Genomic DNA, 26,991 nt, shown 5'->3' with positions numbered 1-26,991 from the left:
ACTCAGCGATGCGTAACTGGATCAGTTTCCCCCACCGGGAGGGGACCCACTCCCGCCAGGCTCATGCCGACCTGCCCGAGCAGGCCATCTATGAGCGCGAACTGGGGCGGGCCGGTTTCTTCGGCCCCGCCACGCACATGCACCACAAGCACGCCCCCACCGACTGGATCAACTGGGAGGGACCGCTGCGGCCGCGGGCGTTCGATCTCAACGGCTTGCAGGAGGAGGTGAGCTCCCTCTCCCCCTGGGTGATGCCGGACATTTTGCACAATGCCCACTGCCGCTACCGGATCTGGCGCCTGACCGAGACCATGCCGTTCCTGGTGCGCAACGCCGACGGCGACGAGCTGCTGTTCATCCACGAGGGGAGAGGGGAGTTCTACTGCGATTACGGCCATCTGACCCTGAGGGACGGGGACTATGTGGTGATCCCCCGTGGCACCATGTGGCGCATCGAGCCGACCGCGCCGCTGTTCATCCTGATGATAGAGGCGACGGGGGACAGCTATCAGCTGCCGGACAAGGGGCTGGTGGGTCAGCACGCCATCTTCGATCCGGCGGCGCTGGACGTGCCCGCCATCGACGACGCCTTCCTGGCCCAGCAGGATGAGAATCCCTGGTCGCTGCAGGTCAAGCGTCACGATCAGGTGTCGGTCATCAGCTGGCCGTTCAACCCGCTCGATGCCCAGGGCTGGCACGGGGATCTCTGCGTGGTGCGCCTCAACTGGCGCGACATCCGCCCTCTGATGAGCCACCGTTATCACCTGCCGCCCTCGGCTCACTCCACCTTCGTGGCAAGCCGCTTCGTGGTCTGCACCTTCGTGCCGCGCCCCATCGAGAGCGATCCCGGAGCCCTGCGGGTGCCCTTCTACCACAGCAACGACGACTTCGACGAGGTGCTGTTCTACCACGCCGGCGACTTCTTCAGCCGGGACAACATAGAGCGGGGCATGGTCACCTTCCACCCCGCCGGCTTCACCCACGGCCCGCATCCCAAGGCGTTCGCGGCCGGCCGCGCCCATGCCAAGACCTTCACCGACGAGGTGGCTGTGATGCTCGACACCCGCGACGCCTTGAGCGTCGGCAGCCTGTGCGAGGGGGTGGAGAACCCGAGCTACGTCAACAGCTGGCTGCGTCCGGCACTCACCCCCGACCACAGCGGCAAATAAGGACTTTTATGAAACTGGCAACCCTGAACAATGGCAAGCGCGATGGCGCCTTGCTGGTCGTGAGCCGTGACCTGAGTCGGGCGGTGCGGGTCACCGCGATCGCCCCCACCCTGCAAGGGGCGCTGGATGAGTGGGCCGAGACGGCCCCGCGGCTTGCCGCCGTCTATGAGGCGCTGAACGCCGGTGCCTGCCCCGAGGCCTTCCCGTTCGATGAGGCGGCCTGCCTCTCCCCGCTGCCCCGCGCCTACCAGTGGGCCGATGGCAGCGCCTACGTCAATCACGTGGAGCTGGTGCGCAAGGCCCGCGGCGCCGAGATGCCGGACAGCTTCTGGCACGATCCCCTGATGTACCAGGGCGGCTCCGACAGTTTCCTGGCCCCGCGTGGCCCCATCGTCATGGGATCCGAGGAGTGGGGCATCGACTTCGAGTCTGAGGTGGCCATCATCACCGACGACGTGCCCATGGGGGCGAGCCCGGAGGCCGCGGCCACCCACGTCAAGCTGCTGATGCTGGTCAACGACGTCAGCCTGCGCAACCTCATCCCCGGCGAGCTCGCCAAGGGCTTTGGCTTCTTCCAGTCCAAGCCCTCCAGCGCCTTCTCGCCGGTGGCCATCACCCCGGACGAGCTGGGCAGCGACTGGCAGGAGGGCAAGGTGCACTTGCCGCTCATGACCCACCTCAACGGTGGCCTGTTCGGGGCCCCCAACGCGGGGGTGGACATGACCTTCAACTTCCATGAACTTGTCGCCCACGCCGCCAAGACCCGGCCGCTCGGGGCGGGCTGCATCATAGGCTCAGGCACCGTCTCCAACTATGACCGCAGCGCCGGATCTTCCTGCCTCGCCGAGCTGCGCATGCTGGAAATAATCGAGTCAGGTCAGGCCACTACACCCTTCCTGCGCTTTGGTGATACAGTGTCCATCGCGATGCTGGATCGCAATGGAATGAGTCTGTTTGGCACCATTTTGCAGCGCGTCACGCAAGGAGGCGCCAGCCAGACGAGCTAAGGAAGCCGTGGCCGACGGGGGAGTCGGCGGGGGAGACGGCAGGTGGTGGCCACCTGCCGATTTTCGTTCGCCACTCGCCGTCCGCCAAGCGTAAGAGGGACAGAGTTATGCTGCAGTTGTTTGGATATTGGCGTTCATCGGCAAGCTATCGGGTGCGGATCGTGATGCAGCTCAAGGGGCTCGATTACGAGCATCACCCAGTCAACCTGCGGCAGGGCGAGCAGCGCGAGAAGGCCTATCATCGCATCAACCCCCAGGGGCTGGTGCCCTTCCTCATCGACGGGGATGTGCAGTTCGGTCAGTCGGTCGCCATCATGGAGTACCTCGACGAGACCTATCCCGCCTATCCGCTGATGCCCTCGGCCGCCCAGGCGCGGGCCAGGGTGCGCCAGATCGTCAACATGATCGCCTGCGACACGCACCCGCTCGACAACCTGCGGGTGCTCAACTATCTGGAGCAGGAGCTGGGGCTGGGCAAGGCGCAGCGTGATGCCTGGTATCGCCACTGGATTGACGAGACCTTCAGGGCCCTGGAGCCGCTGCTGATGACCACCGCCGGTGTCTATTGCGTCGGCAACGAGGTGACCCTGGCCGACTGCATGCTGGTGCCTCAGGTCTATAACGCCCGCCGTTACAACATGACGCTGGATGACTATCCCACCATTGCCCGCATCGTCGCCAACTGCGAGCAGTTGCAGGCTTTTATCAAGGCCGCCCCCGCCAATCAGCCGGATGCGCAAGCCTGAATTTTACCCCTTATTTCCAACTCTTCTCCCGTAAGGGGAGAAGAGATCAAATAGCTCTGACTGTTAGTCAAATCAAATCGCCCCGGCTGGAACCGGGCGATTTTTAAAATAAGGCTCTGAGGGGGGCTAGGTGACAGCTAGGCTTGTGCATGCTAAGAACATTCTATTCTAGATCTACAGCATCTCGATTTAACTTTACATTTTTATCGCGAGATCCTTGCTTGGCCACAGATATAAATTTTTCTTTTAACTCAGGTAATATTTGCATGGCTTGCTGGAATGACGGAGATGAAAATAACTCATGCCAAGGACTACCATGAGCTTCATCATCAACCAAGCGAAGTGGTGCTTCTTCCAATCGAGTAAGAGCTGAACTAAATAACCTTGCTTCAAAAGCAGGGTCTATCCTAGCCGCTTCTTTACGATAACCTTCATATGCTCGCGCAACAGAAGCTTTGAATGCATAATCCTCGGTCAACTTAAAACGCTGCCCAATTTGTTTGGTTGCCATCCATGCAAACCATACTGGAGCGCCTATGCTCAGCACTGAAAGGACAATATGCATGATGATGATCCCCCACTGTGGCGATGATGAAGAAAGGGAATCTGATAGTATCTTGATTCTGCTTGAACCAAGTATTGCTCCACCAACTAGAGCCACAGTTAATCCTGTAACCCAGTATCTAATGGATGTTTTTAAGTCGTCAGCTCTAGCCTCAAAGGATGCAGCTAGACCTTTGCTTGCTGCGGCACGATATGCATCCTCACATTGGTCCATGGTTTTTTCTGCCTTAACTCCCAAAGTCATTAGTTTATCTAGCTCTTCAGATGAGGCTTTAGAATATGATCTAGTTTTGTCTGCATGAATAGCTGACTCTTCTGCCATCCTAGCTATTCTATCTCGTCCCCTTTTCAGTTCCTGCAAATCAGCAGGGAAGTTCTCTGCAACAATATGTGCATCTTGAATTTCTTTTAATTGCTTTGCGATAGCATCTTTATCAGGTAAAAGATCATCAACTTGATCCTTTATTGTATTTAAACGTCTAATAATCTGAGATGGAAGAATTTTTGAATCAGGGACTTCTTTCCAACACAAATATTCTCTAAATGTGTGCCTAATAGTACTCATAGTGGATATATATGCTGTCGTAGCCACTGCACAATTACTACCCCAGAATTGAGGTATTGTGTTAAGCTGCATTGAAAGAAGTCTTCTTGGTAAGTCTTGTGCATATGTTACTATGTTTTCAGGAAGATCTTTTATATTTGATGCCTTTAGTTCTTGGCCTAATGAAGATGCCAGGTAGGCTATTTCATAACGCGTCAGTGCGGGACAGTTCCAGCCATAAGAATCTAAAAATGTAGCGTCATTGGCGCTGGAGTTTAATATGGCATCAGAGATGGTATCTAAGGCTGTACAAACACTCTCAATTTCCTTTATCATGTTCCACCCAAACTCGTCGTTAATTTAAAGAGGCCAGAAAATCATTCCTGATTCAACTACCAAAAATAATATCCTTGGGCATGAATTCTATTATTTTTCCATTCGTAGACTCAGTTAAACTTATAAATATAACATTTGCTATGTTTATCACTCCTTGGAGATATGATTACGTTTCGCTAATCAAACTTACACATCTCAGGGGATTATTGGCATTTTACTATCTTATGGAATCATAAGGCGCGAATCCAGCGGCTTAAGAAGCCCGTAATTAGAGAAAGTTAAATTTTATGCGTTGGCGCACATCCTGATCAATTTTGGCCGTGACCAGAGAAAGGATGAGAAAAACGAAAGCCCCTATTGAGGGGCTTTCTTATATCTCTCAGCGGCTATATCCACGTTCAGATCAGTAACTCTGCTGGTGGACGTCCATCACGGCGCGACCTGAGGGGTCGGCCATCTCCTTGAACTTGGCATCCCACTCAAGAGCCGTGGGGGTGGAGCAGGCGACCGACTTGCCATAAGGCACTGTGCGGGCGGCGGACTCCAGCGGGAAGTGCTCGTCGAAGATGGCGCGGTAGTAGTAGGCCTCCTTGGTGAGCGGGGTGTTGATGGGGAAGCGGAACGCGGCTGCCTCGAACATCTGATCCGTCACCTCGACCTCGACCATGGCCTTCAGACTGTCGATCCAGGAGTAACCCACGCCGTCGGAGAACTGCTCCTTCTGACGCCAGGCCACCTCGTGGGGCAGCAGCTCCTCGAAGGCTTCGCGCAGTATGTGCTTCTCGATCTTGCCGTTGCCGCACATCTTGTCGGCGGGCTGCAGGCGCATCGCCACATCCATGAACTCCTTGTCGAGGAAGGGCACGCGGCCCTCCACGCCCCAGGCGGCCATCGACTTGTTGGCGCGCAGGCAGTCATAGAGGTGCAGGGAGGCGAGCTTGCGCACGTTCTCTTCGTGGAATTCCCGGGCGTTCGGCGCCTTGTGGAAATAGAGGTAACCACCGAACAGCTCGTCCGAGCCCTCGCCCGAGAGCACCATCTTGATGCCCATCGCCTTGATGTAACGGGCCATCAGGTACATCGGCGTGGAGGCGCGGATGGTGGTGACGTCATAGGTCTCGAGGTGATAGATGACATCCGTCAGCGCATCCAGACCTTCCTGCACGGTGAAGTGGATCTGGTGGTGGATGGTGTTCAGATGGTCGGCCACCTTGCGGGCGGCGGCGAGATCCGGCGAGCCTTCCAGGCCCACGGCGAAGGAGTGCAGCTGCGGCCACCAGGCCTCGCTCTTGCCATCGTCTTCCACCCGACGGGCGGCGTAGAGCTTGGTGATGGCGGAGATGACGGACGAGTCCAGACCACCGGAGAGCAGCACGCCATAGGGCACGTCACACATCAGCTGGCGCTTGACCGCCGCTTCCAGCGCGGCTTTGAGCTCGGCCTTGTCGCTGACGTTCTGTTCGACCGCGTCGTATTCCATCCAGTCGCGCTGGTACCACTGCTTGAGCTCGCCATCCTTGCTCCAGAGGTAATGTCCGGGCGGGAAGGTCTCGACGCTCTTGCACACAGGCACCAGGGCCTTCATCTCGGAGGCGACATAGAAGTTGCCGTGCTCGTCGCGGCCGGTATAGAGCGGGATTATCCCCATGTGATCGCGGCCGATGAGATAGGCATCCTGCTCCGCGTCATAGAGGATGAAGGCGAAGATGCCGTTGAGATCGTCCAGGAAGGCAGGGCCCTTCTCCTTGTAGAGTGCCAGCAGCACCTCGCAGTCGGAGTGGGTCTGGAACTGGAAGTCGACCTTGAGGCTCTTCTCGAGTTCTTTGTGGTTGTAGATCTCGCCGTTGACGGCCAATACGTGAGTGCGCTCGGGGTTGTAGAGCGGCTGGGCGCCATTGCCCGGATCGACGATGGCCAGGCGCTCGTGCACCAGTATGGCCTTGTCGGAGCTGTAGACGCCGGACCAGTCGGGGCCGCGGTGACGCAGTCGCTTGGACATCTCCAGGGCCGATTTGCGCAGGGCTGCTGCATCGGATTTGATGTCCAGAATGCCGAAAATAGAACACATTGGCGGTAATCCTCTTGATTTTTATGTGAGCCCCCCACGTTTGGGCTCGAAATTCCATTTACATTCCTCGCCAATCACAATGCCTAGCGTAAAACCCTTTTGCAAGCGGGAAAACCGCACAAAATCATGCCGCAAGCGTCAAGCTGGCGGCATGGACAAGCGGCAGGAAAAGGGCAGGTGCTTGACGTGCGCGTCAGGCCGCGGCGGGTTCGAAGATCACATAGAGTTTGCGGCAAGAGATGAGGGTCTCCCATTCGCCGACGAAGCCCGCCGGGATGACGAACTGATCCCCCGCCTTGAGGTGCAGCTGGCCGCCCTGGCCGTCGTGGATCCGCGCCTCACCCTCCAGCAGCTGGCAATATTCGTGCTCTGTGTAGTGGACGGCCCAACGTCCCGGCTCGCAGGCCCAGAAGCCCACGTGAAACTGCTGGCTCGGATCCGAGTAGTGATTCCACAGGGTCTGGCTTGGATTGCCCGCCCTGATGCGATTGCTCGGAGGTGTCAGCGGGGTGGGGGAGACGGGGTGCTGGTCCAGCAGGATCCAGTCATTCAGGTTCTTCATGGGGCTTCCTTGCGATGGCGGAGGGGGCAACGGGATCGTCCCGATCCCGTTTTCGTTTACTTTTCTTAACAATGTTGCAGTTAAGTTAAACGATCTACCTCCCCTTGCCAAGGGGTCGCCCTGCAGGGGCAAGAGGATGCCCCGAGTGCGGGCTCAGACGATATCGATGTCGACCACTGAGTCGAAGATGTGGTTCGGTCTGAACGGCATGCGGTCGATGTCGGCCACCTTGCTCACGCCGGAGAGCACCAGCACCGTCTCGAGGCCGGCCTGGAAGCCCGCCAGTATGTCGGTGCGCAGGTTGTCGCCGATGATGATGGTGTCATCGGAGTGCGCCTCCATCCGGTTGAGTGCCGCCCGGATGATCCAGGCGCTCGGCTTGCCCACGTAGAAGGGCTTCTTGCCGGTCATCCGCTCGATGGGGGCACAGAGGGCGCCGCAGGCGGGGTACATCATGGGGCCGTGGGTATCGGGGTTGGTGGCGATGAAGCGCGCCCCCTGATCCACGAACTTGGCCCCCAGCTGCATCATGGTCCAGTTGTAGTTGCGGGTCTCGCCCACCACCACGAAGTCGGGATCGATGTCGGTGATGGTGAAGCCGGCCTTGTAGAGCTCGTGGGTCAGGGCCCCTTCGCCGATCACATAGGCCTTCTTGCCATCCTGGCGCTTGAGGAAGTCGGCGGTGCCCATGGCGGAGGTATAGAAGCACTCTTCGGGCACCTCGATGCCGGCGGAGCGGAAGCGGTTCTGCAGATCTTTCTGGGTCTGGGCCGGGTAGTTGGTGAGAAACAGCAGCTTGCTGCCCTGCTCCAGCAGGCGATGGACGAAACGGTCGGCGCCGGGCACCAGATCGTTGTTGTGCAGTATGACGCCGTCGATATCACAGATGACGTTTTTCTTCATAAGAACTCCTTGTAGGGCGCAAGAGCGGACGCGAGGCGGGCGCCGACTTTGAATGTCTTCAATCGGTTATGATTTTTTGTGTCGCCATTATAAGGCGCTTTGATGACAAGTCTCCCCCGCCGCGCCAGATAGGTGCACAATGGGGGCAGAGGGAGGGCGCCTCAAGGGGGCGCCCGTACTGGGTCTGACGATGGAGCCGTCATCATGGATAACTTTATTGCCGGCTTGCCCAAGCTGGAACTGCATCTGCATATCGAAGGCACGCTCGAGCCTGAGCTGATGTTTGCCATGGCCAGCCGCAACGGGGTGGCCCTGCCCTGGCCCGATGTCGAGAGCCTGCGGGCCGCCTATGAGTTCGACTGCCTGCAATCCTTCCTCGACCTCTACTACCGCGGCGCCAGTGTGCTCATCACCGAGCAGGATTTCTTCGATCTCACCTGGGCCTACCTAGAGCGCTGCGCCGCCGAGCAGGTGGTGCACGTGGAGATCTTCTTCGATCCCCAGGCTCACAGTGCCCGCGGCATCCCCTTGGCCACAGTGCTCGGCGGCATAGAGCGGGCGCTGCAGGCAGGGGCGCTGGCCTTTGGCATCAGCTGGCGGCTGATCATGAGCTTCCTGCGCCACTTGAGCGAGGAAGCGGCCTTCCTCACCCTGCGTGAGGCCGAGCCCTTCCTGGAGCGGATCCACGGCATCGGGCTCGACTCGGGGGAGCTGGGCAACCCGCCCACCAAGTTTGCCGGGGTCTTCGCCCAGGCCAGGGCGCTGGGGCTGCCGGTGGTGGCTCATGCCGGGGAGGAGGGGCCGGTGTCCTACATCTGGCAGGCCATCAACGAGCTGCAGGTGAGGCGCATCGATCACGGGGTGCGCTGTGTCGACGACCCCGAACTGCTGCGCTACCTGTCGGACACCCGCTTGCCGCTCACCGTCTGCCCGCTCTCCAACACCCGGCTCAAGGTGTTCGCGCAGATGGCCGATCACAACGTGCTCCAGCTGCTGGAGCAGGGGCTGTGCGTCACCATCAACTCCGATGATCCCGCCTACTTCGGCGGCTACATGGCCGCCAACTTCCAGGCGCTGGTGGCGGAGCTCGGCGCCAGCCGGGAGCAGCTCTGCCGGCTGTCCCTCAACGGGGTGGAGGCGAGCTGGCTCGATCTGGCGGACAAGGCACGGCTGACCCGGGAGATCCTATGCTACGCCGCCTGTCACGGGGTTACCCTCAACTAGGGGCCGCGGTGAACGGCTGCCGCCGCGACAAAGCACAACGCGCCCTGAGGGGCGCGTTGGTTTTTATGGCTTGCCGGCTCGCCGACACGCCTCAGGCGGATTGCGGCTCGCGGATCCCCTGATAGAGGGGGTAGTCGGTCAGGCCCTGCTCGGCGCCGCCAAACAGGGTGGCCGGATCGTGCGGGGCCCAGGGGTAGCCGTGGCGCAGCCGGTTTGGCAGATCCGGGTTGGCCACGAAGGGGCGACCGAAGCCAATCATGTCGGCCCAGCCCGCCTGCAACGCGGCCCGTGCCCGGGCGCCGTCGTACTTGCCCGCATAGATGAGGGTGTTGGGGAAGGCAGCCCGCAGCCCCTGCTTGAAGTCCTCCGGCATCAGCGGGGCGTCATCCCAGTCCGCCTCGGCGATGTGCAGATAGGTCACGTCGAGATCCCCCAGCAGCCTGGCAGCGGCCAGATAGGTCTCCTGCGGCTTCGCATCTACGGTGCCGTTGAGGGTGGTGAGCGGGGCGAGCCGCACGCCGACCCTATCCGCCCCTATCTCGGCACTGACCGCCTCGGTCACTTCTCTCAGGAAGCGCAGCCGGTTTGCCAGCGAGCCGCCGTAGCCGTCGGTGCGGGCATTGGACTCGGAGTCGAGGAACTGGTTGATGAGGTAGCCGTTGGCGGCGTGCAGCTCTATGCCATCGAAGCCGGCCAGCATGGCGTTGCGGGCGGCCTGGCGGAACTGGCTGACCACGGCGTCGATGTCTTGCTGGCTCATGGCGCGCGGGGTGGCGGTCTCGACGAAGCCGGGGGCGTCGCTGCCGTTGTCGACAAACACCCTGACGCCGGCGGCCGGGATGGCCGAGGCCGAGATGGGCTGGGCGCCGCCGATGTTGTCCGGATGGGTGACCCTACCCACGTGCCAGAGCTGGGCGAAGATGGTGCCACCCTTGGCGTGCACGGCCTCGGTCACCAGTCTCCAGCCCGCGATCTGCTCGGCGCTATGGATGCCCGGGGTCCAGGCATAGCCCTTGCCAAGAGGGTCGATCTGGGTGCCCTCACTGACGATCAGACCGGCTTCGGCGCGCTGGGCGTAATAGGTGGCCATCATGGCGTTGGCCACATCGCCGGGCTGGCTGGCGCGGGAGCGGGTCATGGGGGGCATGACGATTCGGTTGTTAAGGTGCAGCTGGCCGAGGCGCAGGGGGCAGAACAGGGCATCGTGTGGCATGTTGAGTTCCTCATGGTGGGATTGAGGCGACTCTACCCCCCGGTGTCATTGTGAAAAAGAGGGGTAATTGCAGAAGAGAATTGTCGCTCACGCAGCAATTTGCCTAGCACCATGAGAAAGAGGGCCCGCGGGCCCTCTCTTCATATCAAGGCATGGCAGAACTATCAGCCGTTCAGCGGGGTCACCCGCACCCGCTCGATGCGCCGCTCGCTCACCGCCAGCACCTCGAAGCAGAGCTGGCCGAGGCGCAGCTGCTGGCCCGCGTCGGGCAATACGCCGAAGTGGGAGAGCAGCATGCCCGCCAGGGTCACGTACTCGTCGCTGTCGCTCACCAGGCCATCGCACTCCAGCACCTGCTCCACATGGTGGATGTTGGTGCTGCCGTTGATGAGCCAGCCCTCGCCGTCGGGCACTATGTCCGGGGTCTCGTCCTCGTCCGGCAGTTCGCCGACGATGGCCTCCAGCAGATCGTGGGTGGTGACCAGCCCCTGGATGACGCCGAACTCGTCCGCCACCAGGATGAGGCTGCCCTTGGCCTGGCGCAGCTCCGCCAGCAGCCGGATCACGTTGATGGTCTGCGGCACTATGATGGGGTCGTTCTGCTTGGCGAGCTGGGCGAGGGACTGGCCCTCGTTCAGGGCAAACAGCAGATCCCGGGCCTTGACCACGCCGATGATCTCGTCCAGCTCCCCGTCGCAGACCGGGAACAGGCTGTGGGGTGCCCGTTGCAGCAGGGCGCGGATCTCGTCGATGGAGTCGTTGAGGTCGATCCACTCCATCTCGGCGCGGGGGGTCATGATGGTACGAATGGACCGCTCCGCCAGGGAGAGCACCCCGGTCACCATGTAACGCTCTTCGTCCCCGAAGCTGATGGGGCGGGGGGCACCCTGATCCTCTTCCTCATCCTGCTGCTGGAGCTGGCTGGCCCGGCTGCCGCCCATCAGCTTGAAGATGGCGGCCGTGGTGCGCTCGCGCAGGGGCTGCCTGGACTCATGGCGCTGGGTACTGCGCTGGGCGAGCTGGTTGAAGAACTCGATCAGCACCGAGAAGCCGATGGCGGCGTAGAGATAGCCCTTGGGGATGTGGAAGCCGAAGCCTTCGGCCACCAGGCTGAAGCCGATCATCAGCAGGAAGCTCAGGCAGAGCACCACCACGGTCGGGTGGGCGTTGACGAAGCGGGTCAGCGGCTTGGAGGCGAGCACCATCACCACCATGGCGATGGTCACCGCGGCCATCATGACGCCGAGGTGATCCACCATGCCGACCGCGGTGATGATGGAGTCCAGCGAGAAGACCGCATCCAGCACCAGGATCTGGGCGATCACCACCCCAAAGCCGGCATAGACGCCGGCCGGGCCTTGTTCCTCCGGCTTGGCCTCCAGCCGCTCGTGCAGCTCTGTGGTGGCCTTGAACAGCAGGAACAGGCCGCCACCCATCAGGATCAGGTCCCGGCCGGAGAAGGCGAACTCACCGAGTTGCAGCAGGGGCTGGGTGAGCGTGACCAGCCAGGACATGATGCTGAGCAGCCCGAGGCGCATCAGCAGGGCCAGCGACAGGCCGATGAGCCTCGCCTTGTCCCGCTGGGCGGGAGGCAGCTTCTTCACCAGGATGGCGATGAACACCAGGTTGTCGATCCCGAGCACTATCTCCAGGATGATCAGGGTGAACAGACCGACCCAGATGGCAGGGTCCAGTAAAAATTCCATGACATGACCTCAATTGAACAGACGCAGATGGCGGCAAGGGTGCCGAACTAGAAAGCGATAGCGACGGCGCGATTCAGAGGCGTTGATTGAGCAGATAGAGATAGGTCTTGACGGGGGGAATAAATGAGCAACTTCGAGGGTTGTCCATGATGGGCAACTGTACCTTTTAGCGAAAATGAGTCCCGATGATAACGGGAATGGCGGCGTTGGCAAGGGGGATGATGCGATTGCCGGTCGATGGGCGAAGGCCGGCAGGGGCCTTCGCCACGGGGCAGATCAGAGCCAGCGCTTCTCGCGGGTGAAGCAGACCGAGAGCCAGGCATCGCCCAGGGTGTCGCCGAGGCGGGACCAGAGCTCCTGGCGCAGGGCGTCCTGGCGCTCGACGGGCCACTCCTGATCCGGGGCGACCAGGATGTTGATTTCTAGATCGAAACGGCGCCCGCTCTTGGCCAGATGGCTGTAGCACTCGATGCCATGGCGCTGACGCAGGGCCTCTATTTCGTGCTCGACCCGCTGGGGCACATCCCCCTTGGGTGCCACTTTCAGCACCTCCCGCAGGTTGCGGCTCAGCACCTTGATGGGGATCAGGGTGGCGCACAGCGCGAGCAGGGTGACCAGCACGGGGTCTATGTAGCGGTTGTAGTGGCCGTAACCGATGGCCTCGAGGCCGATGGCGACCACGAAGCCGATGAGCAGGGTGGCGCTGAGCAGGGTGTCGACCAGCCACTCCTTGGAGTCGACTCGCACCAGTTCGGAGTCGAGCCGCTCGGCGACGCCGGCCTCGATCCGGTAGATGATGGCGCAGAAGAAGGTGCAGACGGCGGCGTAGATGAGGGCGTGGCCGAGATCGATCTCCCGTCCCCCCTCCAGCAAGGAGGTGATGCCGCTATAGAAGGCGCCGAGGCAGAGCAGCAGGATGACGGTGCCGTTGATGACGTTGGTGATGGGTTCGAAGTGGGCGTAGCCGTACTGGAAGCGATCGTCGGAGGGGCGGGTCACCAGGTAGGCGGTGATTAACCCTAAACCCGTCATGCCCATGCTGAACAGGGTGAAGATGCCATCGAGCATGATGGCGTTGGAACCGACGAACAGGCCGTAGCCGATCCCGAAGATGGCGAAGCTGATGCAGCCGAACAGTGACAGGGTCAGAGCCTGTTTCTCGGTGCTGATAAACGTACTGATAACATGGCTGTGGTGAGCCATAAAAGTCCTCCTTTCAAATGGTGAAGATTGCAGAGCGCAAGCGGTTTTCTAGCTGATATACTGCCCGCTCAGTGAGCGGATCGGCCAAGGCAGCCCGATAGAGGCGGGCCTGGCGGTCGTTGTCGCCGGAGTTCCGGCATCAAGCAAAGGATGGGAACAAGGATTCATGATCCCGAGACTCGATTACCAGGACAGTTTGTCACCCACAACCCTGCAGTTTCTTGAGTTGCTAGGACGCAGCGCATTTCGTGGTGATATCGAAAAGTCTTATGCAAGCCGGTTGGCGATGGCGACGGATAACAGCGTCTATCAGGTCGTACCTCAGGCGGTTCTCTATCCGCGTAGCGCGGATGACATTGCGGTCATGCTCAGGTTGGCTCAGGAGAGCGCCTATGCCGCCTTGAGTTTTTTCCCTCGCGGCGGCGGCACCGGCACCAATGGCCAGTCTCTGGGCGGCGGCATTATCGTCGATCTCTCGCGCCATATGAACCAGATCCTGGAAATTAATCTGGAGGAGGGCTGGGTACGGGCCCAGGCCGGGGTGATCAAGGATCAGCTCAACGCCTATTTGAAACCCCACGGCTACTTCTTCTCGCCGGATCTCTCCACCTCCAACCGCGCCACTTTAGGGGGCATGGTCAACACCGATGCCTCGGGGCAGGGCTCCCTGGTGTACGGCAAGACCTCGGATCACGTGCTGGGCTTGAAAGCCGTGCTGGAGAACGGCGATCTCATGACCACGGAGCCTGTCACCGGCTCGCGTCTGGCCGACAAGCTGGCCCTCGAGAATCGGGAAGGGGAGATCTACCGCACCCTGTACCGCATCGGTAAGGAGCGCCGCGCCGACATAGAGGCGATCTTCCCCAAGCTCAACCGCTTCCTGACCGGTTACGATCTCAAGCATCTCTATCAGCCCGACAGCGACACCCTCGATGTGAGTCGGGTGTTGTGCGGCTCGGAAGGATCCCTCGGCTTCATCACCGAGGCCAGACTCAATATCACGGCCATTCCGCGCTATCGCACCCTGGTCAACGTCAAGTACGACAGCTTCCCCTCGGCCCTCAGGAATGCCCCCTTCATGGTGCAGGCCCACGCCCTGTCGGTGGAGACGGTGGACTCCCGGGTGCTGGGGCTGGCCCGCGCCGACATCATCTGGCACTCGGTCAAGGCGTTCATTGAGGACGTGCCCGGCAAGGATCTGCAGGGGCTCAACATCGTCGAGTTTGCCGACACCGATGAAGCCGAGCACCAGGCCAAGGTGGCCGAGCTGTGCCGGCGCATCGATGGGCTGTTGGCGCGCGGCGAGGCCGGCATCATCGGCTATCAGGTGTGTAGCCACCTGCCGAGCATCGAGACCATCTACGGCATGCGCAAGAAATCGGTGGGGCTACTCGGCAACGCCGAGGGGCGCAAGAAGCCGGTGGCCTTCACCGAAGATACCGCTGTGCCGCCTGAATCCCTTGCCGACTTCATCATGGAGTTTCGCGCCCTGCTCGACGGCCATGGCCTCGACTACGGCATGTTCGGCCATGTCGATGCCGGCGTGCTGCACGTGCGGCCGGCGCTGGACTTGTGCGATCCCGAGCAGGAGGTGCTGCTGCGCCGCATCTCGGATCAGGTGGTGGCGCTCACCGCCAAATATGGTGGCCTGATGTGGGGCGAGCACGGCAAGGGTTTCCGCTCCGAGTACAGCCCCGCCTTCTTCGGCGAGCTGTGGGAGGAGTTGCAGCGGGTGAAGGGGGCCTTCGACCCCGACAACCGCATCAACCCCGGCAAAATTTGTATACCTTATGGCAGCGGGGCCGAGCTGGTGTCGGTAGACGGCCCCAAGCGCGGCAAGTTCGACCGCCAGATCCCGATTGCGGTGCGGACAAGCTACACCCGCGCCATGGACTGCAACGGCAACGGCCTCTGCTTCACCTTCGAGACCGACTCCCCCATGTGTCCCTCGGTCAAGATCAGCAAGGACAGGCGCCACTCGCCGAAAGGCCGGGCGGGCCTGATGCGCGAATGGCTGCGCCAGCTGGCGGAGCAGGGCTTCGATCCCCTCGCGGAAGAGGTGGCGCTGCAAAGCGGCGGACTGCGCATCAAGGCCATCGTCAACAAGTTCCGCAATACGGTGGCCCGCGCCCGTGGCCAGTATGACTTCTCCCACGAGGTGATGGAGGCGATGGAAGGGTGTCTCGCGTGCAAGGCTTGCACCAGCCAGTGCCCCATCAAGGTGGATGTGCCTAATTTCCGCGCCCGCTTCATGCAGCTCTATCACAGCCGCTATCTGCGTGGTCCCAAGGATTACTTCGTCGGCACCGTCGAAGCTTACGCGCCGCTGCTGGCCAAGGCGCCGAAGCTGGTCAACTTCTTCCTGGAGAAGGAGTGGGCCCAGAAGGCGACCGAGAAGAGCATCGGCATGGTGGATGTGCCGCTGCTCTCGGTACCGACCCTGGCCGACGCCCTGCACGATCACCGCGCCCGCTACTTCGATCTGCCGGGCCTCGAGGCCATGACGGCAGAGCAGCGTGCCAAAGTGGTGCTCATAGTGCAGGATCCCTTCACCAGTTATTACGACGCCCCCGTGGTGCGGGACCTGGTGAGACTCGCCAGCAAGCTGGGCTATCAGCCCTATCTGCTGCCGTTCAAGCCCAACGGCAAGCCGCAACACGTGAAGGGGTTCCTGCGTGCCTTCGCCCGCACCGCGGCCAACAGTGCCCAGTTCCTCAACAAGATCGCGGCCCTGGGCATCCCCATGGTCGGGGTGGATCCCTCCCTGGTGCTCTGCTATCGGGATGAGTATGTGAAGGCGCTGGGCGCCGCCCGTGGCGACTTCCAGGTGCTGCTGCCCCAGGAGTGGCTGCTCTCTCTTCCGGCAGACACCTTGCCCGCCCCTGAAGCCAAAGCGGTGGATGGCGAGCAGGCCGAGCCCTGGTATCTGTTTGCCCACTGCACCGAGAAGACCGCCAAGCCCTCGACCCATGGCGACTGGAGCACGCTGTTCGGCCGCTTTGGCGCCAAATTGCAGCCGGTCTCGGTCGGTTGCTGCGGCATGGCCGGCACCTATGGTCACGACGCCAAGCAGGTGGACAACTCCAAGGGGATCTACTCCTTAAGCTGGGCCGAGCCGCTGGCTCGCTTGCCGAAGGCCCGCTGCCTCGCCACCGGCTATTCCTGCCGCAGCCAGGTCAAACGCATGGAAGGGGAGAAACTCAAGCACCCGTTGCAGGCCTTGCTGGAACTGCTCTGATGCTGAGCCTGCCCAAACGGTTCCGGGTGCCGCCCGCCTTTCGGCACCCGCACTTCCTGCTGCTGCCGACCAGCCCGGAGCAGGCGGTGGTGGAGTTCGTCGCCATGCTGCGGGAGCGGCAGCAGCTGCAACAGCTGTTTCGGCCCGACGATGTCTGGCCCTCCGCCCACTTCAGCCTGGGTCAGCACGAGGCCGATCTGGAGTGGCAGCGCTCCGAGTTTCTGGCCAAGCGCTCCTTCGCCTATGGCCTGTGGAGCCCTGAGCGGGAGCCCCAGTTCTGGGGCGGGGTCTATCTCTACCCCTCGGTATTGCCGGAGGTGGAAGTGGAGCTGTTCTTCTGGAAGGTGGCCGAGGCACCGCTCAGCGATGGCGAGCTGGAGCGCGAGTTGCGCGCCTGGCTTGGCAATACGTGGCGCTGGTCAGCCCCGCGCTTGCCGGGGCGGGAGCTGCCCTGGGCCGAGTGGCCAGGGGTGACCTACCCCTGGTGAGTCGGTTATCATTTTTGCCGGATGCCCTGCACTGCGGGGCATCTCTTCTTGTGCGTTCTCTCTGACGCAGCATGTTTCAACCCATTGATCATACAAGGAGTCATCTCGTCATGAACCAAGATATCGCCCCCATCTGGCGCAAACCCATGAGCCTCGACGTGCTCAATGCCAGCTCCCGCAATACCCTGATGGCCCATCTCGACATCCGCTACACCGCCTTTGGTCCCGACTGGCTGGAGGCCACCATGCCGGTGGATCACCGCACCCATCAGCCGCTCGGCATGCTGCACGGCGGCGCCTCAGTGGTGCTGGCGGAGACGCTGGGGTCGCTGGCTGCCAATATGGCGGTCGGACCGGACAGCTACTGCGTGGGGCTGGAGGTCAACGCCAACCATCTGCGGGCCAAGCGGGAAGGGGTGGTGACAGGGCGCTGCTCGCCCCTGCATCTGGGGGCCACGACCCAGGTCTGGCAGATTGAAATTCGGGATGAAAGGGGGCGTTTGTTGTGTACCAGCCGGCTCACCATGGCGGTGTTAAAACACAAGCTGGACAAGGACTTTCGCGAGAAGTGATCTGCAATAACGCACCATGCGTGCAAAATAAGCAAGCCATAGTCGCGAGATCCCTCTATAATTGCCAACGTCTTGAGATGCTTATCACATTTTTCAAGACAGCAGAACAAAGTGGCGCTATAATCGCCGCCTTTTTGCTATTCCGCGGTGTTAGCCGCCTGCCTTAATCTGGAAGAATCGAATCTATGTCTGATACCGAACAACTGCCCCTTTTTAGTGAGCTTGGACTGGCCGCGCCTGTATTGAAAGCGCTGCAGGACGTGGGCTATGAGCGCCCGTCTCCCATCCAGGCCGCAGCAATCCCCCACCTGATGGCGGGACACGATCTGCTGGGGCAGGCGCAAACCGGTACAGGGAAGACCGCTGCTTTTGCCTTGCCTCTGTTGTCTCGTCTGGAAGCTGGTAACCGTAACACCCAGGTTTTGGTGCTGGCACCGACCCGTGAACTGGCGCTGCAGGTTGCTGAGGCGTGCCAACGTTACGCCAAGCACATGCCGGACTTCCATGTCCTGCCGATCTACGGTGGTTCCTCCTACGAAACCCAGACCCGCGCCCTGCGTCGTGGTGCTCAGGTTGTCGTGGGTACCCCAGGTCGTGTGATGGACTTGATCCGTCGCAAAAACCTGGATCTCTCCGGTCTGAAAGCCTTGGTGCTGGACGAAGCCGATGAAATGCTGCGTATGGGCTTCATCGACGACGTGGACTGGATCATGGAGCAGTGCCCGGCCACCCGTCAGGTTGCCCTGTTCTCCGCCACCATGCCGGACCAGATCCGCCGTGTGGCCCAGAAGCACCTGAAGCAGCCCAAAGAGATCAAGATCATCACCAAGACGTCCACTGCACCGACCATCCGCCAGCGCTACTGGCAGGTGACCGGTCTGCACAAGCTGGACGCCATGACCCGTCTGCTGGAAGTCGAGCCGTACGAAGCCGTACTGGTGTTTGTACGCACCAAGAACGCCGCCGAAGAGCTGGCCGGCAAGCTGGCCGCCCGTGGTCACGCCTGTGAAGCCCTGCACGGTGACATTCCGCAGAAGCTGCGTGAGCGTACCGTCGACAAGCTGCGTCAAGGCCAGCTGGACATCCTGATCGCCACCGACGTCGTCGCCCGTGGTCTGGACGTTGAGCGCATCACTCACGTGGTGAACTACGACATTCCGTACGATACCGAATCCTACGTTCACCGTATCGGCCGTACCGGCCGTGCCGGTCGTAAGGGTGAGGCCATCCTGTTCGTGGCTCCCCGCGAGCGCCGCATGCTGCGCGCCATCGAGCACGCTACTCGTCAGGCCATCGAGCCGATGAAGATGCCGAGCACCGAGGACATCAACCAGCACCGCATGACCAAGTTCAAGGAGCGCATCCGGGAAACCATGATGGGCGAAGAGCTTGAGATCTACGTGAACCTGGTGAACGAGCTGATCGAAGAAGATTCTGCCGATCCGCTGGAGCTGGCTGCCGCCCTGGCCAAGCTGGTGCAGGGTGACCAACCGCTGCTGCTGGATGACTCCATCACTGAACCGGCAAGCGATCGTGCTGGCCGTGAGTTCGAGCGCCGTGACTTCGGTGATCGTGCTCCCCGTGATTTCGCCGACCGTGGTGATCGTCCTGCCCGTCGCATGCCGTCCCTGGAGCCGCGCCCGCTCAAAGACAATCCTGACGTAGAGATGGAGCGTTACCGCGTAGACGTGGGTGCTAACCACGGTGTCAAGCCGGGCCAGATCGTTGGCGCCATCGCCAACGAAGCGAACATCGAGAGCCGTTTCATCGGTAACATCGATATCGCCGATGACTTCTCCACCGTCGATCTGCCCAAGGGCATGACCGCTGATGTGCTGGAAGTGATCAAGAAGGCCCGTGTCTGTCAGCGTCCGCTGCAGATCAGCCACTACACCGAAGTGCCGGCCGGTAGCAACACTGCTCCCCGTCCGTCCAGCGATCGTCCCGCCTTCAACAAGGACCGTCCTTTCAACAAGGATCGCCGTCCCAGCGGTGACCGTCCGTTCAACAAGAGCGGGGAGCGCCGTGAAGGTGGCTTCAACAAGGATCGCAAGTTCGGTGGCCCCAAGCGCCGCGACAGCTAAGTCCAGATCGCACTGATAAAAGGCCGCTCATCGAGCGGCCTTTTTTATGGACATTGGCCAGGGTGGTGGAAAGGCTGAGCCGCTCTTATCTCCTCTACGCCAACGGGCACACTCTGCCTCATCCCTCTAGCGGTGATGGCAGAAGAGGAGTCGGCGGGCCGTCTTGCTGAGTCTGGGGGAGTATGCCCCGATCGCCCATCAGCCACTCAGCCATGTCCCGAGGGAGGCGGCGAGGGGCTGGCTCACAACCCTGTTCAGGGTGGGCATGTTCCTCTTAGGGGCGATAGGTATAGCGGGGCATGCTGACCTGGCAGTGGGGGTTGGGCAGGGGAGAGGGAGGCTCTGTGGCCCCGCGCCGGTTCTGCCGGGCTCCTCTACGGGGAGAGCAGGAGTGAGTCCACTCGGCGGTATCACGAGGCCGAGGCGCCTCCCTATAGAGATAAAAAAGGCGACCCTGGGGTCGCCTTTTCGTATGCAGCTATCTTATTGCCGACTCAGAGCACCATGGCGGCAATCCAGCCGAAGATGATGAGCGGGATGTTGTAGTGGATGAAGGTGGGCACCACGCTGTCCCAGATGTGATCGTGCTGACCATCGGCGTTGAGGCCCGAGGTCGGGCCCAGGGTCGAGTCGGAGGCGGGAGAGCCCGCATCCCCCAGCGCACCGGCAGCCCCCACCAGGGCGATGGTGGCCATGGGGGAGAAGCCGAGGTGGATGCACAGCGGCACATAGATGGTGGCGATGATGGGCACGGTGGAGAAGGAGGAGCCTATCCCCATGGTGATCAGCAGGCCAACCAGCAGCATCAGGAAGGCGGCGAGCCCTTTCTGATCCCCGATCACCGCAGAGACGGATTGCACCAGGCTCTCCACCCCATGGGTCTCTTTCATCACGGCGGCAAAGCCGGCGGCGGAGATCATGATGAAACCGATGAGGGACATCATGCGCACGCCCTGGGTGAAGGCATCCTGGCTCTCGCGGAACTTGATGACGCCGCCACAGGTGAAGATGACGAAGCCGGCCAGGGCACCGAGTACGATGCTGTTGGTCATCAGCTGCAGCCCCAGGGCGACGGCGATGGCCAGCAGGGCGACCCAGATGTGGTTGAGGTTGAGCTCGACCGTCTCCGGCTCGGCGGCCAGGATCTTCTCCAGATCATACTGGCGTGGCTTGCGGTAGGTGATGAAGACCGCAACCAGCAGGCCGATGAACATGCCCAGCACCGGAATGGCCATCGCCAGCGGCAGCTGGCCATGCTCGACCGGCACGCCGTTATCGATCAGGTTCTTGGCCAGGATGTTGTTGAGGAAGATGCCACCAAAGCCCACCGGCAACAGCATGTAGGTCGCGGTCAGGCCGAAGGTGATGACGCAGGCCACCTGGCGGCGATCGATCTGCATCTGGGCCATGACGTGCAACAGCGGCGGGATCAGGATGGGAATGAAGGCGATGTGGACCGGGATCAGGTTCTGGGAGGAGATGGAGACCCCCAGCACGGAGGAGAGCAGCAGGGTCTTGACCCAGAGGATGCGAGAGGTGCTGGCATCCTTGCCCAGCTGACTGATCACCTTGCGGGCCAGCAAGTCGGTGATCCCGGAGCGGGAGATGGCAACCGCGAAGGCCCCCAGCATGGCATAGGAGAGGGCGATCTCGGCGCCGCCACCCAGGCCACCACTGAAGGTGCTGAGCGTCGTCTCCAGTGAGAGTCCGCCGACCAGGCCGCCCACGATGGCGCCGATGGCGAGGGAGACCACCACATTGATCCGCAGCAGGCTGAGCACCAGCATCAGCGCAACCGCGATAACAACAGGATTCATTTGATTTCCTTATAGATTGTGTTGCTGTCTGTCGTGTGAAAGGCAGCTAGTTTGCGAAAAACGTGACAAATGTCGAGAAAAAAATCGGCAAAATAGCCTCTTCACGGCATTCCTGCCGAGCTAATCCGGAATGGCCGGGATGGAATGCTAAAAACGGTGCTGGATGGCCCTGTTTATGCCGTTCTGGTCGAACCAGATGGCATGAGGTGGTGCCCAGCGGCCTCATGGAAAGAGGCTGCCACGGCAGCCTCTTTCTCATGCTCCGGCGCGACTATTGGGGGCTGTCGTCGGCGGGGACTTCATCCGGGTTGACCGGTGGCCAGCCACCCAGGCTCTTCCAGCGGTTGACGATATGACAGAACAGCTCGGTGGTGCGCTCGGTGTCATACAGGGCGGAGTGCGCCTCTTTGTTGTCAAACGGGATGCGGGCGCTCTGGCAGGCCTTGGCCAGCACCGTCTGGCCCAGGGCCAGGCCGGAGAGGGCGGCGGTATCGAAGGTGGCGAAGGGGTGGAACGGATTGCGCTTGAGGCCGGCCCGCTCGGCGGCGGCCATCACGAAGCCGTGATCGAAGGTGGCGTTGTGGGCCACTATGATGGCGCGGCCGCAGTCGTGCTCCTTCATTCCCTTGCGAATGCCCTTGAAGATCTCGGTCAGCGCTTCTCTCTCGCTGACGGCACCGCGCAGCGGATTGAAGGGATCTATGCCGGTAAACTCCAGCGCCGCCTTCTCCAGGTTGGCGCCTTCGAATGGCTCGACATGAAAATGAAAGACCTGATCGGGCAGGAGCCAGCCCTGCTCATCCATCTTGAGGGTATAGGCGGCGATCTCCAGCAGGGCGTCGGTGCTGGCATTGAACCCGGCGGTTTCAACATCGATGACGACGGGGTAGAAGCCACGAAAGCGGCCCTTGAGGGTGTGAACGGCGTCGGTCATGGTATCTCGGTCGGCGTGAAAGAAGGCGGCATTATGGCAAAAAAGCGCGCCCTTGTCCCCCCGGACGACCGGTCAGCGGCGGCCTGGCCCGCGATTTTTGGCCGATGCACTGCCGCTTGTCAGGCCGAGGCCACTCACTCGGCTTTTCTCCTCAGGCCACATTGGTTTGTTGCTAAAGCTTGCCCAGCCCCTGCCGATACCTAATCCGAGATCGTATGGAGGGCAAGCCGTTGAATGCTTGGGTGTTAGGGTTGGTCAGCATATCAGTGAGTATGCAGTTGCAGGCGGGGGTCACCGAATTTGGTGCCGGCCTGGATCAATCCGTCTGGCGTTTGACCTCGGACACCCAGGTGGAGTGTCGCCTCGAGCACCCCATTCCCCGCTGGGGCACGGGGGCCTTCGTCAGCCGTGCCAGTCGCAAGATCAACCTGGATTTCGAGCTGAAGGGGCAGCGTCCCCAGGCGCGAACCCAGCGAGTGAGCCTCGGCATCATGCCCCCCATCTGGCGACCGGGCGTGGCTGGCCGCGAGATCAGCCAGCTGCAGTTCTACCAGCAGTTTGACGGTCTGGTGGCCGGCCAGACCGCCTGGACCATGCTGGATGAGCTGGAGGGGGGGCGCATGCCCACCTTCCAGTATCGCGACTGGTATCGCCAGGACAGGCCGGTGCGGGTGTCGCTCTCCTCGGTCAACTTCAGAGTCAAATACCAGGCCTTCATGGACTGCCTGAGCGGCCTGCTACCTTACAACTTCAACGACATCGCGTTCAGCGTGCTCTCCTATGACAAGAACAGCGACGAGTTGTCTACCGCCTCCAAGCGGCGGCTGGCGATGATCGGCGAGTATCTGAAGGCGGACAAGAGCATAGACGTGGTGGTGATCGACGCCTACAGCGACAGCTATGGCGGGCGCTGGCCCAATCAGAAGCTCTCCGAGAAGCGGGCCGACGCCATCAAGCAGGTGTTTATGGATCTTGGCGTCGAGGAGGGCAAGATCTCGGTGGAGGGGCACGGTGAGAAGCAACACGTGGCATCCAACGAAACCGAAGGTGGCCGTGCCAAGAACCGGCGCGTGGTGATCAACATGGGGCGCAACGGCACCATCTGATTGACGGTGCAGCCTCTATCCTCTCTACATTCCTGTCTGCCCCATGTTGGCGCTTGTCGCCGCACCTCCCTTGCAACCTTCGAAGGCACGTTCTTCCCGTACGACTGCCATAAAAAAAGCCAGTCAGCTGAGCTGACTGGCTTTTTATTGGAAAACACCGGCTTATTTGGCCAGGGAGTCCGGCAGGTTCTCACGGATCTTGCCGAGCATCTCTTTCAGGACGCGCGGGTTGGCAACCACGATGTTGCCGGAGTTTTCGTAGTTGTGACCACCGACGAAGTCGGTGACGATGGCACCGGCTTCCTTGGCCAGCAGCTCACCGGCGGCCGTTTCCCAAGGCTTGAGGCCGATTTCCCAGTAGCCGTCGATGCGGCCGGCGGCCACATAGGCCAGATCCAGCGCGGGGGAGCCGGCGCGACGGATATCGGCACACTCGATGAACATGCTCTGGAACATCTTCAGATAGGGTTCGATGTGGTGCTTCTGCTTGAACGGGAAACCGGTCGCCAGTACGGTGCCAGCCATCTCTTTGGCCTTGCCGACACGGATGCGGTAGCCGTTCAGCTGGGCGCCGTTACCACGAGTCGAGGTAAACAGCTCGTCACGGATAGGATCGTAAACGACGGCTTGTTCGGTCTTGCCCTTGACGCGCAGGGCGATGGAGACGGCAAAGTGCGGAATGCCTTTGACCAGGTTGGTCGTGCCATCCAGTGGGTCAATGATCCATTGGTAGTCCGGATTGGTACCGGCAATCTCACCAGACTCTTCAGCGATGATGCTGTGTTCCGGGTAAGATTTTTTGATGGTGTGAATGATGGCCGCTTCGGCTTCACGGTCAACGTTGGTCACGAAGTCATGGCTGCCTTTCTGGATAGCCTCGATATTCTCAGGCTGGGAGAAGGCTTTTACTACAACTTGACCGGCGTTGCGCGCAGCGCGCACGGCGATATTCAGCATCGGATGCATAGGTTCACCACTGGATGTTAAAGAACGGGGGACAAAAGGACGCGGTATCTTATCAGGATATTCAGGAATGGCAACCGTTATACATGGGTTCCTGCGCGTTGACGATTGCCAGATCTGACGGCTCCAATAAAGGCTCTTTTTGGTCTAGTCTTATCGCGGCAGCTGAATAACAGGCTGTGGTGAGCATAGGGATATGAACCATGAATCTGTCATTAATCAGTCAAAAACCATCGGCTGCGACGGCACAGGGAGTGCTGATCGCGTTGCAAGCCGTCAGTGGTGAGGGTCATTGCGTCGACGAGGTGCGCGTCGTTCAACCGGCACAATGGCGGCCGGAGCCGGGGGAGGCGGCCATCCTGTTGCAGGAAGAGGATGATGTTGCCTGGCCCGAGTTTGCCTGGCCGCTCGGCAATGCACCTCTGGGTCTGCCCGTCCTGCCGCTGCGAGTGAGCCGGCAGGCCGACAACCTGCCCACCCAGGGGCCGGATGTGCGGGATCCGCGTTTCTACTTCGTTTCCAACGGCATTGTGCTGGACGAGGCCGATCTGGCGGATCCCGCCTGTAGCCGTGTGCTGCAGAGCAAGCTGGAGTCCTATTTCCCCCTGCTGGCCCGTCTCATCCTGCTGCGCCAGCGCCAATCCGCGGGGCTGCTCAGCTAGTTATCTCCGCTGATGGACTGTTCAAGCGGCGCAATATTTGTCATAAGAAACAAGGAAACATCTTACGCCAGAGTGGAGGGGTAAGATGTTTCAACTGACCGGTATTGCGCCGCTGCTCTGTGTCATTCTCAGAGCCGGCGGGGCACGGCGAGAACAGGATGGCTATCGACGGAGAATGAGATGAAGGTGTATGAGCTCAAGCGTGCTCCCAACGCCCGCCGGGTCAGGATGTTTCTGGCGGAGAAGGGGGTCGAGATGACCTATCGGCAAGTGGACCTGGGGGCAGGGGAGAACCTGAGCCCGGCGTTTCTGGCCAAGAACCCGGCCGGACGCATCCCGGTGCTGGAACTCGATGACGGCACCCATATCAGCGAGACCCTGGCCATCTGCCGCTACTTCGAGGAGCTCTATCCCGACCCTAACCTGTTCGGTACCACGCCACTGGAGCGCGCGACCATAGAGATGTGGAGCCGTTTCATCGAGTTCAACCTCTGGCTGCCCACCGGCATGGCGTTTCGCCACATCACCGGGTTCTACAAGGATCGCGAGACTACCTTTCCTGAATGGGGGGAGGAGTGCAAGCAAAGCGCACTGACCTGGTTTGGCAAGCTGGACGAGCGGCTGGCCGAGGTCCCCTATGTGGCGGGAGAGCGCTTCACCATCGCCGATATCCTGACCCTCTGTACCATAGATTTTGGCAAGGTGGTCGGACTGCGCATCGCCCCCAACCAATTGTATTTGCAGGACTGGCATGAACGGGTCAGCGCCCGTCCAAGTGCCCAGGCTTGAATCACAAGGAGCCCACGATGATCGATCTCTATACCGCAGCAACCCCCAATGGCTTCAAGGTCAGCATTGCCCTCGAAGAGCTGGGCCTTCCCTACCGGGTGATCCCGCTCGACCTGTCGGCGCTGGATCAGAAGCAGCCCGACTTTCTGGCGATCAACCCCAATGGCCGCATCCCGGCCATCGTCGATCGGGACAACGGTGACTTCGCCGTGTTTGAGTCCGGCGCCATCCTGCTCTATCTGGCGGAGAAGGCGGGCAAGCTGTTGCCGCAGGACCCCAAGCGCCGCTCCCAGGCTATCCAGTGGCTGATGTTCCAGATGGGCGGGGTCGGCCCCATGATGGGACAGGCCAACGTCTTCTACCGTTACTTCCCGGAGAAGATCCCAGCGGCCATCGAACGCTACCAGAAGGAGGGGCGCCGCCTGTTTGAGGTGCTGGACGTCCATCTGGCCCATCACGAGTACCTGGCCGACGAGTACAGCATCGCCGACATCGCCACCTGGCCTTGGGTGCGGATCCATGACTGGAGCGGGATTTCCATCGACGGCCTGCCTCATCTGCAGGCCTGGATGGAGCGGATGGCCGCCAAGCCCGCGTGTCAGAAGGGGGTCAACATTCCGCCCCGCAAGGAAGAGACGCCTGAAGAGGCGGCCAAGCGGGTGCAGCAGATGATGACCCGCTGAGGTCAAGATGGCCCCGTCATGGGGCCATCTCTTTTATCTGTTCCTTCTATTCCGCCCGTCATCCGATGTTGCCTGAACAACTCCCGTCCCCGATGCCCCGGATCCATGATCCACGGCCTCTCTGCCCATGGCCGCGTGCGGCTCTCGTAGTCATCAGGCCCGCCATGAACAGGCCAGGTCGCCGAGCAGATAACGCCTTGATTTGGCGAGCCGGAAAGGGGCATAGAGATAGTTATATTAGAAAAACTAGGGAAAGCTGATTATAAAGATTCGTTCGTTTTTTGTGACCTGAATCACTAAGATTCACGCAAGCCAAGGGAGCGTCCTGCTCCCGGCCGGTGCGGGTTCTCCGCCTTGTTTTTTTACCCTTGATTGACCCTTGTTTGGATCCCCTCCGCAGCTATCTGCCA

22 protein-coding genes are annotated in these 26,991 nt (G+C 60.9%); 12 read left to right on the top strand and 10 right to left on the bottom strand.

Annotation, left to right across the window (positions count from 1 at the left end):
- Nucleotides 1-8 precede the first annotated feature (8 nt).
- The 3 genes from AACW18_RS13580 to maiA all read left to right on the top strand — a co-directional run bounded on the left by AACW18_RS13580 (nucleotide 9) and on the right by maiA (nucleotide 2,922).
- Nucleotides 9-1,169, top strand: a complete 1,161-nt coding sequence (locus tag AACW18_RS13580) for a homogentisate 1,2-dioxygenase (protein WP_218388956.1) — start codon at nucleotides 9-11, stop codon at nucleotides 1,167-1,169.
- A gap of 8 nt (nucleotides 1,170-1,177) precedes the next feature.
- A complete protein-coding gene (locus AACW18_RS13575; protein WP_042652463.1) occupies nucleotides 1,178-2,176 on the top strand; it encodes a fumarylacetoacetate hydrolase family protein in 999 nt (332 codons plus the stop codon).
- 107 nt (nucleotides 2,177-2,283) lie between these two features.
- Entirely contained in the window at nucleotides 2,284-2,922 is a 639-nt protein-coding gene (gene maiA, locus AACW18_RS13570; RefSeq protein ID WP_218388955.1) for a maleylacetoacetate isomerase, read from the top strand.
- A gap of 163 nt (nucleotides 2,923-3,085) precedes the next feature.
- On the opposite strand, the gene AACW18_RS13565 is transcribed toward maiA, so the two are convergent.
- The 4 genes from AACW18_RS13565 to AACW18_RS13550 all read right to left on the bottom strand — a co-directional run bounded on the left by AACW18_RS13565 (nucleotide 3,086) and on the right by AACW18_RS13550 (nucleotide 7,899).
- A complete protein-coding gene (locus AACW18_RS13565) occupies nucleotides 3,086-4,366 on the bottom strand; it encodes a hypothetical protein (protein WP_218388954.1) in 1,281 nt (426 codons plus the stop codon).
- 403 nt (nucleotides 4,367-4,769) lie between these two features.
- On the bottom strand, nucleotides 4,770-6,434 hold the full coding sequence (gene asnB, locus AACW18_RS13560) for an asparagine synthase B (RefSeq protein WP_218388953.1): 1,665 nt from the start codon (nucleotides 6,432-6,434) through the stop codon (nucleotides 4,770-4,772).
- 193 nt (nucleotides 6,435-6,627) lie between these two features.
- Nucleotides 6,628-6,996: a cupin domain-containing protein gene (locus tag AACW18_RS13555; protein ID WP_218290883.1), complete on the bottom strand. Its 369-nt coding sequence runs from the start codon at nucleotides 6,994-6,996 to the stop codon at nucleotides 6,628-6,630.
- 153 nt (nucleotides 6,997-7,149) lie between these two features.
- Nucleotides 7,150-7,899: an HAD-IIA family hydrolase gene (locus AACW18_RS13550; RefSeq protein ID WP_042652456.1), complete on the bottom strand. Its 750-nt coding sequence runs from the start codon at nucleotides 7,897-7,899 to the stop codon at nucleotides 7,150-7,152.
- A 204-nt stretch (nucleotides 7,900-8,103) separates the two neighbouring features.
- Here AACW18_RS13550 and AACW18_RS13545 point away from each other — a divergent pair, with 204 nt between their 5' ends.
- Nucleotides 8,104-9,123: an adenosine deaminase gene (locus tag AACW18_RS13545; RefSeq protein WP_218388952.1), complete on the top strand. Its 1,020-nt coding sequence runs from the start codon at nucleotides 8,104-8,106 to the stop codon at nucleotides 9,121-9,123.
- A 91-nt stretch (nucleotides 9,124-9,214) separates the two neighbouring features.
- Here AACW18_RS13545 and AACW18_RS13540 read toward each other — a convergent pair whose 3' ends face one another.
- The 3 genes from AACW18_RS13540 to AACW18_RS13530 all read right to left on the bottom strand — a co-directional run bounded on the left by AACW18_RS13540 (nucleotide 9,215) and on the right by AACW18_RS13530 (nucleotide 13,245).
- Nucleotides 9,215-10,336, bottom strand: a complete 1,122-nt coding sequence (locus AACW18_RS13540; protein ID WP_218388951.1) for an alkene reductase — start codon at nucleotides 10,334-10,336, stop codon at nucleotides 9,215-9,217.
- Nucleotides 10,337-10,500: 164 nt separating this feature from the next.
- Nucleotides 10,501-12,042, bottom strand: coding sequence for a TerC family protein (locus tag AACW18_RS13535; RefSeq protein ID WP_218290886.1), 1,542 nt, complete (start codon nucleotides 12,040-12,042; stop codon nucleotides 10,501-10,503).
- A 276-nt stretch (nucleotides 12,043-12,318) separates the two neighbouring features.
- Complete coding sequence (locus tag AACW18_RS13530; RefSeq protein ID WP_218388950.1) at nucleotides 12,319-13,245, bottom strand: cation diffusion facilitator family transporter; 927 nt, start codon at nucleotides 13,243-13,245, stop codon at nucleotides 12,319-12,321.
- Between the two features lie 166 nt (nucleotides 13,246-13,411).
- Here AACW18_RS13530 and ydiJ point away from each other — a divergent pair, with 166 nt between their 5' ends.
- The 4 genes from ydiJ to AACW18_RS13510 all read left to right on the top strand — a co-directional run bounded on the left by ydiJ (nucleotide 13,412) and on the right by AACW18_RS13510 (nucleotide 19,627).
- Nucleotides 13,412-16,483 carry a D-2-hydroxyglutarate dehydrogenase YdiJ gene (gene ydiJ, locus AACW18_RS13525; RefSeq protein ID WP_218388949.1) on the top strand — a complete coding sequence of 1,024 codons (3,072 nt, stop codon included), beginning with the start codon at nucleotides 13,412-13,414 and terminating at the stop codon, nucleotides 16,481-16,483.
- A complete protein-coding gene (locus AACW18_RS13520; RefSeq protein ID WP_218290889.1) occupies nucleotides 16,483-16,971 on the top strand; it encodes a hypothetical protein in 489 nt (162 codons plus the stop codon). Before ydiJ ends, AACW18_RS13520 begins: the two co-directional genes overlap by 1 nt.
- A gap of 110 nt (nucleotides 16,972-17,081) precedes the next feature.
- Nucleotides 17,082-17,543 carry a hotdog fold thioesterase gene (locus tag AACW18_RS13515; RefSeq protein WP_042652449.1) on the top strand — a complete coding sequence of 154 codons (462 nt, stop codon included), beginning with the start codon at nucleotides 17,082-17,084 and terminating at the stop codon, nucleotides 17,541-17,543.
- Between the two features lie 185 nt (nucleotides 17,544-17,728).
- On the top strand, nucleotides 17,729-19,627 hold the full coding sequence (locus AACW18_RS13510; protein WP_042652448.1) for a DEAD/DEAH box helicase: 1,899 nt from the start codon (nucleotides 17,729-17,731) through the stop codon (nucleotides 19,625-19,627).
- 494 nt (nucleotides 19,628-20,121) lie between these two features.
- Here the strand turns inward: AACW18_RS13510 and AACW18_RS13505 are convergent, their stop codons facing one another.
- Both AACW18_RS13505 and rnt read right to left on the bottom strand, forming a co-directional pair.
- Nucleotides 20,122-21,444: a Na+/H+ antiporter family protein gene (locus AACW18_RS13505; protein ID WP_042652446.1), complete on the bottom strand. Its 1,323-nt coding sequence runs from the start codon at nucleotides 21,442-21,444 to the stop codon at nucleotides 20,122-20,124.
- A 271-nt stretch (nucleotides 21,445-21,715) separates the two neighbouring features.
- On the bottom strand, nucleotides 21,716-22,378 hold the full coding sequence (rnt, locus tag AACW18_RS13500; protein ID WP_042652445.1) for a ribonuclease T: 663 nt from the start codon (nucleotides 22,376-22,378) through the stop codon (nucleotides 21,716-21,718).
- A gap of 230 nt (nucleotides 22,379-22,608) precedes the next feature.
- On the opposite strand from rnt, the gene AACW18_RS13495 reads away from it, so the two are divergent.
- Nucleotides 22,609-23,484, top strand: coding sequence for a flagellar protein MotY (locus AACW18_RS13495; RefSeq protein ID WP_218388948.1), 876 nt, complete (start codon nucleotides 22,609-22,611; stop codon nucleotides 23,482-23,484).
- Between the two features lie 162 nt (nucleotides 23,485-23,646).
- Here the strand turns inward: AACW18_RS13495 and suhB are convergent, their stop codons facing one another.
- A complete protein-coding gene (gene suhB, locus AACW18_RS13490; protein ID WP_042652443.1) occupies nucleotides 23,647-24,450 on the bottom strand; it encodes an inositol-1-monophosphatase in 804 nt (267 codons plus the stop codon).
- 200 nt (nucleotides 24,451-24,650) lie between these two features.
- Between suhB and AACW18_RS13485 the strand changes: the two genes are divergently transcribed.
- The 3 genes from AACW18_RS13485 to AACW18_RS13475 all read left to right on the top strand — a co-directional run bounded on the left by AACW18_RS13485 (nucleotide 24,651) and on the right by AACW18_RS13475 (nucleotide 26,581).
- The gene (locus AACW18_RS13485) at nucleotides 24,651-25,109 is read left to right on the top strand and encodes a hypothetical protein (protein ID WP_218388947.1); all 459 of its coding nucleotides are present in this window, start codon (nucleotides 24,651-24,653) and stop codon (nucleotides 25,107-25,109) included.
- Between the two features lie 180 nt (nucleotides 25,110-25,289).
- Nucleotides 25,290-25,898, top strand: coding sequence for a glutathione S-transferase family protein (locus tag AACW18_RS13480; RefSeq protein WP_218388946.1), 609 nt, complete (start codon nucleotides 25,290-25,292; stop codon nucleotides 25,896-25,898).
- A 17-nt stretch (nucleotides 25,899-25,915) separates the two neighbouring features.
- A complete protein-coding gene (locus tag AACW18_RS13475) occupies nucleotides 25,916-26,581 on the top strand; it encodes a glutathione S-transferase family protein (protein ID WP_218290894.1) in 666 nt (221 codons plus the stop codon).
- Nucleotides 26,582-26,991: the final 410 nt, after the last annotated feature.

Source organism: Aeromonas sp. sia0103 (genome assembly GCF_963895295.1).
GTDB classification, from domain to species: domain Bacteria; phylum Pseudomonadota; class Gammaproteobacteria; order Enterobacterales; family Aeromonadaceae; genus Aeromonas; species Aeromonas encheleia.
The sequence above is the reverse complement of the archived record's forward strand: the minus strand, read 5'-3'. Positions and strand labels throughout refer to the sequence as shown.